This is a genomic window from Micromonospora sp. WMMD975, from assembly GCF_029581215.1.
Classification (GTDB): Bacteria; Actinomycetota; Actinomycetes; order Mycobacteriales; family Micromonosporaceae; genus Micromonospora.
On sequence record NZ_CP120739.1, the window covers coordinates 2,759,630 to 2,774,259 of the forward strand.

General features: G+C 73.9%; 11 protein-coding genes and 1 riboswitch. Of the genes, 10 read left to right on the top strand and 1 reads right to left on the bottom strand.

Going from position 1 to position 14,630, the window contains the following annotated elements; genetic code table 11:
* The first annotated feature begins 30 nt into the window (after window positions 1-30).
* The 10 genes from O7613_RS11990 (at window position 31) to O7613_RS12035 (ending at window position 13,792) form a co-directional block, all read left to right on the top strand.
* Entirely contained in the window at window positions 31-423 is a 393-nt protein-coding gene (locus O7613_RS11990; protein ID WP_281588707.1) for an SCO5389 family protein, read from the top strand.
* A gap of 157 nt (window positions 424-580) precedes the next feature.
* Complete coding sequence (locus O7613_RS11995) at window positions 581-1,165, top strand: copper chaperone PCu(A)C (protein ID WP_282293865.1); 585 nt, start codon at window positions 581-583, stop codon at window positions 1,163-1,165.
* Window positions 1,162-2,391 (top strand): Dyp-type peroxidase, encoded by a 1,230-nt coding sequence (locus O7613_RS12000; protein WP_282293866.1) that lies wholly within the window; start codon window positions 1,162-1,164, stop codon window positions 2,389-2,391. Before O7613_RS11995 ends, O7613_RS12000 begins: the two co-directional genes overlap by 4 nt.
* A 26-nt stretch (window positions 2,392-2,417) precedes the next feature.
* Complete coding sequence (locus O7613_RS12005) at window positions 2,418-3,035, top strand: copper resistance CopC family protein (protein ID WP_282294525.1); 618 nt, start codon at window positions 2,418-2,420, stop codon at window positions 3,033-3,035.
* Between the two features lie 446 nt (window positions 3,036-3,481).
* The gene (locus O7613_RS12010) at window positions 3,482-5,428 is read left to right on the top strand and encodes a bifunctional copper resistance protein CopD/cytochrome c oxidase assembly protein (protein WP_282293867.1); all 1,947 of its coding nucleotides are present in this window, start codon (window positions 3,482-3,484) and stop codon (window positions 5,426-5,428) included.
* A 139-nt stretch (window positions 5,429-5,567) separates the two neighbouring features.
* Entirely contained in the window at window positions 5,568-7,031 is a 1,464-nt protein-coding gene (locus O7613_RS12015; RefSeq protein WP_282293868.1) for a PepSY domain-containing protein, read from the top strand.
* 124 nt (window positions 7,032-7,155) lie between these two features.
* Window positions 7,156-7,367: riboswitch (cobalamin riboswitch) on the top strand.
* A 122-nt stretch (window positions 7,368-7,489) separates the two neighbouring features.
* Entirely contained in the window at window positions 7,490-9,835 is a 2,346-nt protein-coding gene (locus O7613_RS12020) for a ribonucleoside-diphosphate reductase subunit alpha (RefSeq protein WP_282293869.1), read from the top strand.
* A gap of 38 nt (window positions 9,836-9,873) precedes the next feature.
* On the top strand, window positions 9,874-10,851 hold the full coding sequence (locus O7613_RS12025; RefSeq protein WP_281590259.1) for a ribonucleotide-diphosphate reductase subunit beta: 978 nt from the start codon (window positions 9,874-9,876) through the stop codon (window positions 10,849-10,851).
* Between the two features lie 185 nt (window positions 10,852-11,036).
* Window positions 11,037-13,271, top strand: a complete 2,235-nt coding sequence (locus tag O7613_RS12030) for a hypothetical protein (protein WP_282293870.1) — start codon at window positions 11,037-11,039, stop codon at window positions 13,269-13,271.
* Window positions 13,250-13,792, top strand: a complete 543-nt coding sequence (locus O7613_RS12035) for a hypothetical protein (protein WP_281588696.1) — start codon at window positions 13,250-13,252, stop codon at window positions 13,790-13,792. Before O7613_RS12030 ends, O7613_RS12035 begins: the two co-directional genes overlap by 22 nt.
* Here the strand turns inward: O7613_RS12035 and O7613_RS12040 are convergent.
* Window positions 13,789-14,568: a helix-turn-helix transcriptional regulator gene (locus tag O7613_RS12040; RefSeq protein WP_282293871.1), complete on the bottom strand. Its 780-nt coding sequence runs from the start codon at window positions 14,566-14,568 to the stop codon at window positions 13,789-13,791. The two genes, O7613_RS12035 and O7613_RS12040, sit on opposite strands and share 4 nt — an antisense overlap.
* Window positions 14,569-14,630: the final 62 nt, after the last annotated feature.

Below are 14,630 nucleotides of genomic sequence, written 5' to 3' on the forward strand. Positions count from 1 at the left end.
ATTTCCATTACCGAGTAGTGGAGGACCGCCATGTCGCTCACCGTTCCGCCCGCCCTGCTGCACGCCGCCGAGACCGGCGCGATCGACGAGGAGGCGTTCGTCACCTGCGTCCGCGACTCCCTGCCGTACGCCTGGGAGACGGTCAGTCGGGTGGTCGCCGACCTGGAGACGTCCGACGCCGACTTCACCGACAACCTCGTCCCGCCGCCGGGCGAGACCGAGCGCGGGCAACTGCTGCGCGCCCTCGCCAGCGACGCGATCCGCGCCGGCCTGGAACGCCACTTCGGGGTGAAGCTGGCGTTCCAGAACTGCCACCGGGTGGCCGCGTTCCGGCCGTCCGCCGCCGACTCCGAGGCGTACCGCCGCTTCACCTCCAGCCGCGGCCAACTGCTCAACCAGTCACCGACGCTGCGCAACTGCTGACCGGCGGCTCTGGGTGCGTCTGTTGTCGCCCGGGCGACAACAGACGCACCCGGACCTCGCCCGGGCTGTGCGTGAGGTGATCGAGCGCACCGGGCGGAACTAACCGCCCCTCGACCTCGACCAACGGTACGAAGACTCATCGTCGAGGGGAAACATCATGCCCAGCACCACCAGCGGCCGGCTCCGGCGCCCGGCGGCCCTGATCGGCGCCGCCCTGCTGGCCGCGTCCGTCGCCGCCTGCGGCTCCGCCGACGGCTCGACCACCGCCGCACCGTCGGCGACGGCTTCGGCTTCGGCGAGCGCGGCAGCCGGGGTGCTCGGCATCAGCGACCCGTGGGTGAAGGCCGCCGACAAGGGCATGACCGCCGCGTTCGGCACCCTGGTCAACGACGGCGACGCGGATGTGACGATCACCAAGGCGGCCACCGAGGTCTCCCCGATGGAGCTGCACGAGATGACCATGAAGGACGGCAAGATGGTCATGCAGCCCAAGGAGGGCGGCATCGTGGTCAAGGCCCACTCGCGGGCCACGCTGGAGCCCGGCGGCGACCATCTGATGCTGATGAACATCGCCAAGCCGGTGCAGGCGGGCGACGAACTCAGCTTCACGCTCACCTTCGCGGACGGCCGCACCCAGACGTTCACCGCCGTGGCGAAGCCGTTCACCGGCGCCCAGGAGTCCTACGCCCCCGGCGACGGCGAATCCCCGATGCCGGAGATGAGCATGAGCCCGGCCTCATGACCGAGGGCTCCGCCACGGCCCGCCCGGTGAGTCGGCGCGGCCTGCTCGCCGGCGGCGCGCTCACCGTCGGGGGCGCGCTGGCCGGCGCCGGCGCGGTCGCCGCCGCCGGTCCCGCCGATCCCGGGGTACGCCCGGAGCCGGTTCCGGTCGCCCGGGTCGGTGACGCGGTCGAGCCGTTCCACGGCGCCCGGCAGTCCGGCGTGACCACCGAGCCGCAGGCGCACGCCGCGTTCGTGGCGTTCACCCTGAAGCCCGGCACCGACCGGGCCGCGCTCGGGCGGATGCTGCGGCTGCTCTCCGACGACGCGGCCCGGCTCACCCAGGGCCGGCCGGCGCTCGCCGACACCGAACCGGAACTCGGCCTGCTGCCGGCCCGGCTGACCGTCACATTCGGCTTCGGCCCCGGCCTCTACGCCGCCGCCGGGCGCGACGACCGCCGGCCGCCGTCCGTGGCCGAACTGCCGGCGTTCCGCGTGGACCGGCTGCAACCGCGCTGGTCGGGTGGGGACCTGCTGCTCCAGATCTGCGCCGACGACCCGCTCACCGTCGCCCACGCCCAGCGCGTCCTGGTCAAGGACAGCCGCCCGTTCGCCACCGTGCGCTGGGTGCAGCAGGGCTTCCGGCGGGCCGCCGGCGCCGAACCGGGCCGCACCCAGCGGAACCTGTTCGGGCAGCTCGACGGCACCGCCAACCCGAAGCCGGGCACGCCGTCGGACACCGCCGTGTGGGTCACCGACGGGCCGGACTGGCTGCGCGACTCCACCACCCTCGTGGTGCGGCGGATCAGCATGAACCTGGAGACCTGGGACCTGCTCGGCCGCACCGACCGGGAGGTCGCGGTGGGCCGGCGGCTGGACACCGGCGCACCGCTGACCGGCGTCGCCGAGCACGACGAGCCGGACTTCGCCGCGCTCGGCGCGGACGGGCTCACCGTCATCCCGGACTTCTCGCACCTGACCCGGGCGCATGTCACCGACGACCGGCAGAAGATCCTGCGCCGGCCCTACAACTACGACGGCGCGCCGACCGCCGACGGGCACGCGGACAGCGGGCTGGTCTTCGCCGCGTACCAGGCCGACATCACCCGCCAGTTCCTGCCCATCCAGCGCCGGCTGGCCGAACGGGACCTGCTCAACGAGTGGACCACCCCGATCGGCTCCGCCGTGTTCGCCGTACCGCCCGGCTGCCCCGACGGCGGCTGGATCGGCCAGCAGGTGCTCGGATGACGACGACCCGGAAGGCCCGGTCCGACATGCGTACCCGTACCGTCGCCACCCTCGCGGTGGTGCTCACCGCGCTGCTGCTGGCACCCGCCGCGCCCGCCGCGGCGCACAACTCGTTGCAGGCCGCCACGCCGGCCCAGGACGCCCGGCTGACCGCCGCGCCGACCACTGTCACGCTGCGGTTCGCGCAACGGCTGAACCCCGAGTTCACCACCATCGTGCTCAGCGACGCCGACCGGCGGAAGGTGCCCACCGGCGCGCCCACCGTGGACGGTACGGCGGGCCGCGTCACCATCGACGGACCGCTGCCCAACGGCGCCTACACGGTCGCCTACCGGGTGGTCTCCGCCGACGGCCACCCGGTGCAGGGGTCGTACCGCTTCACGGTCGCCGACCCGGCCGCGCCCACGCCGCCGGCGGTGCCGGGCGGGTCCGGGGCTTCCGGAGCGCCTGGCGCGTCCGGGCCCGGCGGGGAGCCGGCCGCGTCCGGGGCGCGCGCGAGCGGCGTCGACGCGGCGGGGAGCCCGGTGTCCGGCGGTGACGCCGGGGACGGCCCGCCGGTGGTCCTGCTGGCCGGTGGGGTGCTCGTCGCCCTGGCCCTGGCCGGCGCGGTCGTGCTGCTGCTCCGGCGTCGCCGCGCCTCCTGAACACCGAGGCCGGGCCGCCCCCGGCCGACCGATCCGAAACCAGGTTCCGCACCGTGTACCAGTCCACGTCATCGTCCCCGCAGTCCCCCGAGCGGCCCGACCGGGCCGAACCGGTCCCCGCCGAGACGCTTCCCGCCGAACCGGCGACCGCCGAACCGGGACCGACCGAACCGGCGACCGCCAAACCGGGACCAACCGAACCGGGACCAACCGAACCGGGACTGACCGAACCGGCGACCGCCGAACCGGCGACCGCCGAACCGGGACCGATCGAACCGGCGACCGCCGAACCGGGACCGACCGAACCGGCGACCGCCGGACCGAGACCGACCGAACCAGGATCGATCGGACCGGGAACGGCCGGACCGGGAACGGCCGGAAGGACGACCGCCCGACCGGGGGCAGGTGGTGGGACGGGGCCGGTCGGCGGCTGGCTCGTCGGGCTGGTGGCGGTCGGCTCGGCGGTGGCCGTACTGCTGCTCGCGCTGCGGGCCGGCGGCGCGCTCGCCGCCGCGATCCCCGGTCTGCCCGACCCCGGGCCGGTCACCACCTGGGCCCTGCCGCCGGTCCGGCTGCTCGTCGACGGGCTGGCCACGCTCACCGTCGGGTTCGCGGTGACTGCCGCGTTCCTGCTGCCGGGCGACGGTACGAGCGTGTCCGCGCACGGCTGGCTGCTGCTGCGCCGCGCCGGGCTGGCGGCGGCCGGCTGGGCGGTGGCGGCCCTGGCGTTGCTGGTGCTCACCGTTTCCGACCTGCTCGGCGTACCCCTGGACCGGCTCGGCACGGCGAGCGTGGTCAGTTTCGGCACGGACATCTCGCAGGGGCAGTCGCTGCTGGTGCAGGCGGGCCTGGCGGCGGTGGTGGCGGTGGCCGCCCGGGTCGGCGTGTCCCGCCGGACGGCCGCGCTGGTGTCGGCGCTCGCGCTGGTCGGGCTGCTGCCGCCGGCGTTGACCGGGCACGCCGCCGGGGCGGGCAACCACCAGATCGCGGTGTCCAGCCTGGCCCTGCACGTGCTCGCCGCCGCGCTGTGGGCCGGCGGCCTGGCCGCGCTGCTGACCATCAGGCGCAGCCGGCACCTGCCCGGGGCCGCCGCGCGCTACAGCCGGCTCGCGCTCGCCTGCTTCGGGACCGTCGCGGTCAGCGGGCTGGCGAACGCCGCGGTGCGCCTCGGCGCCGTCGACCAGCTCTGGCGGTCCGGGTACGGCGCGCTGGTGCTCGGCAAGCTTGCCGCGCTCGTACTGCTCGGCCTGCTCGGCGCCGCGCACCGGCGGCGTACCCTGCCGGACCTGGCCGCCGGGCGACGCGGCGCGTTCATCCGCCTGGCCGCCGGGGAACTCGTCGTCTTCGCCGCCACGATCGGCCTGGCGGTGGCGTTGTCCCGCAGCCCGACGCCGGTGGTGGAGCCGGCGGACGCCGACCCGGTGACCGCGGTGCTCGGGTTCGCGATGCCGGCCGCGCCCACCGCGGCGCACCTGCTCGGGCAACCGCTGCCCGACCTCTTCTTCCTGACCGTGACCGTGGTCGGCGTCGGCGGCTACCTGGCCGGGGTGCGCCGGCTGCGCCGGGGCGGGCACCACTGGCCGGTGGCCCGCACCGCGAGCTGGATCGGTGGTCTGCTGGTGCTGGCCGCCGCCACCGGCCTCGGCTTCGCCCGCTACGCGTACGTGCTGTTCAGCGCGCACATGGCCCAGCACATGGTGCTGTCCATGGTGGTGCCGGTGCTGCTGGTCGGTGGCGCCCCGGTGACGCTCGCCCTGCGGGCGCTGCGCCGCCCGACCGAGCCGGGGGTACGCGGAGCCCGGGAGTGGCTGCTGCGCGCCCTGCACAGCCGGGTAACCCGCCTGCTCACCCATCCGCTGGTGGCGCTCGGCGTCTACGTGGCCGGGCTGTTCGGCCTCTACTTCAGCGACCTGCTCGGCACGCTGATGCGGTCCCACCTCGGCCACCTGGCCATGCTGGGTCACTTCGTGCTCTCCGGTTACCTGCTGTTCTGGGTGCTCATCGGCATCGATCCGGGGCGGCCCCGGCTCCCCCACCCGATCCTGGTGCTCCTGCACCTGGCCGCGATGATGGCGCACGGCTTCTTCGGCCTGGCGCTCATGCAGACCACCACCGTCATCGCCCCGGACTGGTATCTCGGCGTCCACCCGGACTGGGCGTCGTCGCTGCTGACGGACCAGAAGCTGGGCGCGGGCATCGCCTGGGCGTTCGGTGAGATCCCCGCCGCCGTCGTGATGGTCCTGCTGGTCCGGCAGTGGATCCGGGCCGACCAGCGCGAGCAGCGCCGGGTCGACCGGGCCGCCGACCGGGCCGAGGCGACCGGCGAGGACGACGACCTGGCCCGGTACAACGCGTTCCTGGCCGCCACCGCCCGCGGTGACGACCGGAACTGATCGGGACATCGGCGGGAACTTCCGCCCGGCGCGGGCCGACCATTCCACCGGGAGGCGGCAACCGCGCACCACGGCACGGCTCGACGGGCAGCGGGCCGGCCCGTACCCCAATTCCTTTTTCCCGATCGGAGTTGCCCAGATGTCCGTGACCGAACTGCCCGGCGACCGCGCGCCGGACTCATCCACCACCCCGGCCGGTCCCGTCCGGCCGGCGCGCCGATCCGCGGCGGTGGCGCTGCTGACCCGCCTGCACTTCTACGCCGGCGTCCTGGTCGCGCCGTTCCTGCTGGTCGCCGCGCTCACCGGGCTGGCCTACACGCTCACCCCGCAGCTCGACGACGCGCTCTACGGCGACAAGCTCACCGTCTCGACCGTCGGCGGGCAGCCCCGGCCGCTCGCCGAGCAGATCGCCGCCGCCCGCGCCGCGCACCCCGACGGCACGCTCACCGAGGTGCAGCCCGGCGACGGCGACCGGACCACCCGCGTGGTCTTCGCCCGGGACGACCTCGGCGACCGGCAGCACACCGTCTACGTCGACCCGTACACCGCTCGGGTGTCCGGCCGGTTGACCACCTGGTTCGGTTCGACGCCGGCCACGACCTGGCTCGACGACCTGCACCGCAACCTGCACCTGGGCGCGGTCGGGCGGCACTACTCGGAGATCGCGGCGAGCTGGCTGTGGGTGCTGGCGCTCGGCGGTGTGGTGCTGTGGTGGCGCCGGCGCGCGGCGGGCCGGTCCCGGGCCCGGCACCTGCTCGTGCCCGACCTGTCCGCCGCCCGGGGCGTGCGCCGGACCCGGGGCTGGCACGCCACCACCGGTGTGTGGCTCGCCGTCGGCCTGCTTTTCCTCTCCGCCACCGGCCTGACCTGGTCCCGCTACGCCGGGGCGAACTTCGGCGCCGGGCTGGACGCGCTGCGGGCCCGTACCCCGGAGATCTCCACCGCGCTCGCCGGCGCGCCGCCGGCCACCGGCGGCGGCGAGCACCAGCACGGCGGCGCGGCCACCGCGACGGCGACGGACCCGGCGACGTACGACCGGGTGCTCGGCGGCGCCCGCGCCGCCGGCCTGTCCGGCCCGGTCGCGATCACCCCGCCCGGCGAGGCCGGTGCCGCGTGGACGGTCGCCCAGACCGACGACAGGTGGCCGGTCGGGTACGACCGGGTCGCGGTCGACCCGGCCACCGGGACGGTGACCGCGCGCAGTGACTTCGCCGACTGGCCGGTGCTGGCGAAGCTCAGCAAGCTCGGCATCCAGGCGCACATGGGCCGGCTGTTCGGGCCGGTGAACCAGATCCTGCTCGCCGCGCTCGCGCTCGGCCTGCTCTGCGTCGTCGTCTGGGGCTACCGGATGTGGTGGCAGCGCCGACCCACCCGCGCCGACCGCCGCGCGCCGCTCGGCGCGCCGCCGGCCCGCGGGGCGGTACGCGGGCTGCGCTGGTGGACGCTGCTTGTCGGCGTGCCGGTCGTGGTGGCGCTCGGCTGGGCGCTGCCGTGGTTCGGTGGCCCGCTGCTCGGCTTCCTCATCATCGACGCCGTGGTCGGGTTGCGCCAACGTCGCCGCCGCCCGGCGGTCCCGGTCTCGCCCGCCCCGGCCGGCAGCTGACGCGCGCGCCGGGGTGTTAAGCGGGGGCCCCGCCTCTACCGAATGCGTTAAGCGGGGCCCCTTCCTTCGGGTTGACACGCCGGGGGGCGACATGTGGTGTTGCGTGCGGGCCTTCATCGCCATATATGGTGGTGCCGCAGCTGGTTCGGCCGCGCCTTCGGGGGTGGTCGAGGCAAGAGGGAACCCGGTGCGAGTCCGGGACTGCCCCGCAGCGGTAAGTGGGAACGACCGCCGTCATCAGCACTGGGCCACCGGCCTGGGAAGCGACGGCCAGTAGGCGACCGAACCCGGTCCGGCCCGCGAGTCCGAAGACCTGCCAGCGCGCCGCGCGCCACCGCGCGCGGCGGTCGAAGGTCGCGCGGGACGACCGACGCCAGCAGCCGGGCCGGCCGTCGTGCCGCGCCCGTTGGCGTTCTCCCGCCGTCCGAGGCCATCGCCAGTGACAGCGAGGAGAGGTCATGACGGTCGTGCGGGAGAGCCCCCCGGAGCAGCGCCGGTCGGCGATGCGGGTCCGCAAGCGGGACGGCGACACCGAGCCGGTCGACGTCAACCGGATCGTCCGGGCGGTCGAACGCTGGGTCGCCGACCTGGACCAGGTGGACCCGTTGCGGGTCGCCACCAAGACGATAAGCGGGCTGTACGACGGGGCGAGCACCGCCGAGCTGGACCGGTTGTCGATCCAGACCGCGGCGGAGCTGATCGGCGAGGAGCCACAGTACTCGAAACTGGCGGCCCGGCTGCTTGCCGCGTACGTGCACGAGGAGGTCCGCGGGCAGCAGGTGGCGACCTTCAGCCAGTCGATCGCGTACGGGCACGCCCTCGGGCTGGTCGGTGACGACACCGCCGCGTTCGTGGCCCGCCACGCCGGCGAGCTGGACGACGCCGTGGACCCCGCCGGTGACCTGCGCTTCGAATACTTCGGACTGCGCACGGTGGCGGACCGCTACCTGCTGCGGCACCCGGAGTCGCGGCTGGTGGTGGAGACACCGCAGTACTGGCTGCTGCGGGTGGCGTGCGGGCTGTCGCACACGCCGGCCGAGGCGGTCGGCTTCTACCGGCTGATGTCCGCGCTGGCCTACCTGCCCAGCTCCCCCACGCTGTTCAACTCCGGCACCCGGCACACCCAGATGTCGTCGTGCTTCCTGGTCGACTCGCCGCGCGACGAGCTGGACTCGATCTACGAGCGCTACCACCAGGTGGCGAAGCTGTCGAAGTTCTCCGGCGGCATCGGCATCTCCTGGTCGCGGATACGCGGCCGGGGCGCGTTGATCCGGGGCACCAACGGGCGCTCCAACGGCATCGTGCCGTTCCTGAAGACGCTCGACGCCGGGGTCGCGGCGGTCAACCAGGGCGGCCGGCGCAAGGGCGCGGCCTGCGTCTACCTGGAACCGTGGCACCCGGACGTGGAGGAGTTCCTGGAGCTGCGGGACAACACCGGCGAGGAGTCCCGGCGGACGCACAACCTCAACCTGGCCAACTGGATCCCGGACGAGTTCATGCGCCGGGTCGAGGCCGACGAAGACTGGTCGCTGATCGACCCGTCCGACGCCCCGGAGCTGCCCGACCTGTACGGGGAGGCGTTCGACGCCGCGTACCGGGCGGCGGAGAAGAAGGCGGTCCGCACGGTGAAGGCCCGGGACCTGTACGGGCGGATGATGCGCACCCTGGCGCAGACCGGCAACGGCTGGATGACGTTCAAGGACGCGGCGAACCGGCTGTCCAACCAGACCGGCGAGCCGGGGAACGTGATCCACCTGTCCAACCTGTGCACCGAGATCCTGGAGGTCAACGACGACGCCGAGACGGCGGTGTGCAACCTCGGCTCGGTCAACCTCGGCGCGCACGTCACCGCCGACGGCGTCGACTGGGAGAAGCTGCGGGCCACGGTGCGCACGGCGGTGGTCTTCCTCGACCGGGTGATCGACATCAACTACTACCCGGCCGCGCAGGCGGCGGCGTCGAACCCGCGCTGGCGGCCGGTCGGGCTGGGGCTGATGGGTCTTCAGGACGCGTTCTTCACGCTGCGCCTGCCGTTCGACTCGGCGCGGGCGCGGGAGCTGTCCACCCGGGTGCAGGAGGAGATCTTCCTGACCGCGTTGGAGACGTCCGCCGGGCTGGCCGAGCGGTTCGGCCCGCACCCGGCGTACGACCGGACCCGGGCCGCGAAGGGCGACCTGCACCCGGACCTGTGGGGCGCGGAGCCGGCGCGGACCGCCCGCTGGACGGCGCTGCGCGAGCGGATCGCCGCGCACGGGCTGCGCAACTCGCTGCTGGTGGCGATCGCGCCGACCGCCACCATCGCCTCGATCGCCGGCTGCTACGAGTGCATCGAGCCGCAGGTGTCCAACCTGTTCAAACGCGAGACCATGTCCGGCGAGTTCCTCCAGGTCAACACGTATCTGGTGCGGGAGCTGAAGGCACGCGGGCTCTGGACGCCGGAGATCCGGGACCGGATCAAGCGGGCGGAGGGCTCGGTGCAGGGCATCGACGAGTTGCCCGCCGAGGTGCGGGAGCTGTTCCGCACCGCGTGGGAGCTGCCGCAGCGGGCGCTCATCGACCTGGCCGCCGCGCGGGCGCCGTTCGTCGACCAGTCGCAGTCGCTGAACCTGTTCCTGAGCGCGCCGACGATCGGCAAGCTCTCCTCGATGTACCGGTACGCCTGGCAGGCCGGGCTGAAGACCACCTACTACCTGCGGTCGCGTCCCGCGACCCGGATCCAGCAGGCCACGGTGCTGGCCCCGGTCGTGGACGCGGCGGCGGCCTGTTCCCTGGAGAACCCCGAGAGCTGCGAGGCCTGCCAGTGACGCACACCGAGACCCGGCCCCTGCTGCTCGACCCGGGCATGAACCTGACCCTGCGACCGATGCGCTACCCGCACTTCTTCGACCGCTACCGGGACGCCATCCGCAACACCTGGACCGTCGAGGAGGTGGACCTGCACGCCGACCTGGCCGACCTGGACCGGCTCTCGCCGGCCGAGCGCCACCTGGTGTCCCGGCTGGTGGCGTTCTTCGCCACCGGCGACACCATCGTCGCCAACAACCTGGTGCTCAACCTCTATCAGCACGTCAACTCCCCGGAGGGCCGGCTCTACCTGTCCCGGCAGCTGTTCGAGGAGGCGGTGCACGTCCAGTTCTACCTGAACCTGCTGGACACCTACGTGCCGGACGAGACCGAACGGTTCGCCGCGTTCGCGGCGGTGGAGAACATCCCGTCGATCGCCCGCAAGGCCGAGTTCTGCTTCCGGTGGATCGACTCCATCTTCGAGCTGCGGGAGCTGCGCACCCGGGCGGACCGGCGGGCGTTCCTGCTCAACCTCATCTGCTTCGCCGCCTGCATCGAGGGGCTTTTCTTCTACGGCGCGTTCGCCTACGTCTACTTCCTGCGTTCCCGGGGGCTGCTCAACGGGCTGGCGTCGGGCACCAACTGGGTGTTCCGCGACGAGTCGATGCACATGGCGTTCGCCTTCGACGTGGTGGACACGGTGCGCGCCGAGGAGCCGGACCTGTTCGACGACGAGATGGAGCGGCAGGTCCGGGACATGCTCGCCGAGGCGGTGGAGTGCGAGGCGCAGTTCGCCGAGGACCTCCTCGGCCAGGGCGTGTCCGGGATGTCGCCGACGGACATGCGCGCGTACCTGCAACACGTCGCCGACCGTCGGCTGGCCGCGCTGGGCATCGCGCCGATGTACGGCAGCGGCAACCCGTTCGCGTTCATGGAGTTGCAGGACGTGCAGGAGCTGTCGAACTTCTTCGAGCGGCGGGTGTCGGCGTACCAGGTCGGGGTGACCGGCAGCGTCACCTTCGACGACGACTTCTGACCGTCGTCGGTCGTCCCGGCCGCGCCCGCGGCGGCCGGGACGACCGACCGCACACCGCCGCCGGGTCCGCAGTCCGGCCGGCGACATCCCCGGTACGCGCATGCGCGTATCGCCCGCGTCCACGCCGATCCGCACAGTTGTCTGCGCCGGTCCCGGGCGGGCGTCGGCGGACGAGGGGGGAACGCGTGAAACGGATACGTCAACGGCTGCGGCCGTTCCTGGCGGCGGCGCTGGCCACGGTGGTCGGGGTGGCGTTCGCCGCCGCGCTGCCGGCCGCGCCGGCCGTGGCCAGCTACGGCTCCACGGTCACCGTCACGGTCGACGAGATGCACACCACCGAGTGCCTCGACCGGGTCTGGTTGGTCATCTGCGACCCGCCGGAACTGTTCGGCGTCGCCGTCATCACCCAGGACAACGGCCAGCAGCAGCGCTGCGAGATGGCGCTGCCGGCCACGTCGGGGACGGACATCGTCACGCCGAGCACGGTCTGCGCCGGGCGTTCGGTCACCGGCGACTTCCGGGTCACCTTCGAGCTGTGGGAGGACGACTCCACCGAGGGCGGCAGCCGCGAGCAGGCCGACCTCAACCCCGGCGCGGCGAAGGACTGGGCGACCACGAGCCTGCTCGGCGGCCGGAGCGGCACGTCCCGGTGGAGCACCAGCGGCGGGCCGTCGCGGGCGATCTTCACGGTGACGGTCGCGCCCCGGCCGACCACGATCGGCATCACGTCGCCGCCGCCGACCGGCACGCCCCGGGAGTTCGACCCGCGGCTCGGCGAGCGGCTGACGATCAGCGGTTCGCTGTCGGTGCCGTCGGCGCTGCGGTTCACCGTCACCGCGCAGGCGACAGGCGCGTCGTTCACGCTCTACGAGGCCCCGTTCTACGGCGGCGCGTTCAACGTGGACTGGGACGGCCGCTGGTCCGACGGGTCGTACGCGGCGGTCGGCGGGTACGACATCACGGTCGTCGACCCCATCGACGCCGGCTCGGCGAAGCGCACCCAGGCGCGGGTGATCCAGCGGGTCGCGCTGGCCTTCACCGACATGTCGAGCCAGCCGGCCACCAACTGGCAGTACCGCAGCGGTCCGATCGTGGTCAGCGCGGTGGTGCCGACGGCCGGCACGTTCCGGATGCGGGTGCTGCGCGGCGGCGTCGAGGTGTTCCGCAGCCCCGACGTGCGCCGTGCCGCCGGCCCGCTGTCGTTCTCCTGGACCGGCCGGCACGCCGACGGCTCCTGGGCCACACCCGGCAGCTACGTGTTCACGCTCGAGGGCGCCGCCGACGACGGGCGGACGTTCCCGGCCGCCTCGCGTACCGTGCCGGTGTCCGACCCGCCGCCGGGCCTGGAGGTGTACGCGCTCGCCGAGCCCGGTGTCCCGGCGGTCAACCCGCAGGCCGTGCCCGGCACGTCGATCCGGGCCAGGGTGGTCGCGACCGACCACACCGCCCGGCCGGCGGCCCGGATCACGGTGGAGATGAGCCCGGCCGGCTGGATCGGCCGGCCGGTGGCGCTCGCGCCCCGCGTGGTGCGGACCTGTGAGCAGGTGAGCGAGTGCCAGGCGGTGATCCCGGCGGACATCCTCGCCGGCGCGGCGGTGGCCTACCGGGTGACCGCGAGCGAGGCCGACGGGGTGCCGGAGGCGCGCACGGCGGTGGCGGACTGGCGGATCACCGACCTGAACCCGCCGGAACCGTCGCAGACGCCGGAGGTCACCCTGGTGCCGCTGTGGCGGGCCAGCGTGCCGGCGGTGGTGGACGCGGGCGGGCGGGTGAACACCCGGCCGCTGAACCAGACCATCGACGTGGCGTACGCGCCGGGCACCGGTTACGACACGTCCACGCTGACCGGCGCGCGGCAGTTCGGCAACGCCGTCGACGACAACGCGTGGCAGTTGCTCGGCATCCGCTCCCGGGTGTTCCCCAGCTCGATCGGCACGCACTGGTCGCAGGTGGGGATCTGGGTGCAGAACGTGCCGGTCGAGGTGACGGTCAGCCCGGACGGCGACGCGCTGTGCCGGCGCGGCGGGTTCAGCCCGGTCAGCTTCGCCGAGACCAACGGCGTGCTGCACACCGTGAACTGCCGGGACAACGCCTCCGGCAATTCGTTCAGCGCCGACTCGCCGATCGTGGGTTGGCACGAGCTGCACCACAGCGCTTACCACGAGGGCGACGAGTACTGCTGCGACGGCGGCTACTGGTACGGCGAGGGCAAGAACACCTACCACTCGCTGCGGGACTGCCAGCGGGGCGGGTCGGACCCGAGCACCTGCAACGAGATCACCGACGGGGTGAGCCCGACCGGCTGGTGGCGCAGCGACGGGCCGATGGCCGACGTGATGATCAACAACTCGGTCGAGCGGGCCGACGACATCCGGGCCGCCGAGGCGACCTTCGCACGATGCGGGAGTGGACAGTGCTGAACCGACGGATCCGTACCCTGGTGGTGGCGGCGCTCGCGCTGCCGTTGCTCGGCGTCGTCGCGGTCGCCGCGCCGGCCGCCCCGACGCCGGCCGGCGCGGCGCCCGTCGTGCCCGCGCCGACAGTCGACCCGGCGAACCCGACCACCGGCACCCACCTGCGGCTCGGGCTGCGGGTGTCGACGCGGAGCGCCACCGCGAACCTGTTGGAGATCGACCGGGGCTTCCCGTCGTCGCTGCGCGGCGCCGGCGGGCCGCTCCAACTGGTCGTGCGCGACACCGCCGGCGGCGTGCTGGACACGCTCGCGCTCGACGACCCGCTCGCGGTCCGGGTGTACGGCAGCAAGGAGAACGCGCACGACACCCCCCGGGTGAAGGAGGCGGACGTGGTGGTGGACCTGCCGGTCGGCGACACCGCGGCCGTGGTGGACGTGGTCCTGTCCGACAGGCGGATCGGCCGGGTCGAGGTCGACGCGCTGATCCGGGCCTGCCGGGGCGCGCCGCTGCCCTGCGCCACCATCTAGGACCGCGGGCCGGGCACCTCCAGGATGCCGAGTTCGACCGCCCTCATCACGGTGGCGACCGGCCCGGAGGTGCCCAGCTTGCGGTGCACGTTCTCCAGGTGCTTGCGGGCCGTGCCGGCGGCCAGGCCGAGCCGGCGCGCGGTGGCCGGCACGGTCAGCCCGTCGGCGATGCCGCGCAGCACCTCCACCTCCCGCCCGGTCAGCGCCGCGCCGCCGGGAAGAGCCGCGCCGCCGGGAAGAGCCGCGCCGGGCCGGCAGTCGCGCCCGTGCACCGCGATCAGCGCCGGTTGCAGGCGGGTGAGCAGGTCCATCTCGCGCGGGTCGAAGGCACGGTCGCGGTTGAACTGGTACCAGCGCAGCACCGGGGTCGGACCGACCACGAGCGCGACCGTGTGCGCCCCGATGCCGCGCGGCGCGAGCACCTCCCGGTAGAGCGCGTGCTGCCGCCACCGCCGCTCCGACACCACGTCGGTCACCTGCGTCGGCGGCCCCGGGTACGGATGCGACAGGCGCACGGTCGGCGCGAACAACGGATGGTCGGTCACCTGGTGGTGCATCCGGCGCACGAGCGCCCGGTCCACCGGCCGGTCGGCGGCGAGGTCGGGCAGCCGCAGCGTGGCCAGGTCGAGTTCGGCGTACGTGGACAGCTCGCTGTCGAGACGGCGGGCGACGGCGGCCAGGACCGTGTCGACGAGCGCCCGGCCGCGCAGCGCCCCGATCCCGGTCGCCGTCTCGCGCACCCACGCCTGGTCCGCCGCGGTGGTGGAAAGCGTCACACGGGGACCATAGAAGACCGCGCGGGATTCCCACGTCAGCAAATGGACACCGGTCGCCTTTT

Excerpts from the sequence above, each read along its gene's own strand:
- O7613_RS12035 (WP_281588696.1), top strand. The coding sequence starts at position 13,250 with ATGCGGGAGTGGACAGTGCTGAACCGACGGATCCGTACCCTGGTGGTG.
- O7613_RS12015 (WP_282293868.1), top strand. The coding sequence starts at position 5,568 with ATGTCCGTGACCGAACTGCCCGGCGACCGCGCGCCGGACTCATCCACC.
- O7613_RS12005 (WP_282294525.1), top strand. The coding sequence starts at position 2,418 with ATGCGTACCCGTACCGTCGCCACCCTCGCGGTGGTGCTCACCGCGCTG.
- O7613_RS12000 (WP_282293866.1), top strand. The coding sequence starts at position 1,162 with ATGACCGAGGGCTCCGCCACGGCCCGCCCGGTGAGTCGGCGCGGCCTG.
- O7613_RS12025 (WP_281590259.1), top strand. The coding sequence starts at position 9,874 with ATGAACCTGACCCTGCGACCGATGCGCTACCCGCACTTCTTCGACCGC.
- O7613_RS11990 (WP_281588707.1), top strand. The coding sequence starts at position 31 with ATGTCGCTCACCGTTCCGCCCGCCCTGCTGCACGCCGCCGAGACCGGC.
- O7613_RS12020 (WP_282293869.1), top strand. The coding sequence starts at position 7,490 with ATGACGGTCGTGCGGGAGAGCCCCCCGGAGCAGCGCCGGTCGGCGATG.
- O7613_RS11995 (WP_282293865.1), top strand. The coding sequence starts at position 581 with ATGCCCAGCACCACCAGCGGCCGGCTCCGGCGCCCGGCGGCCCTGATC.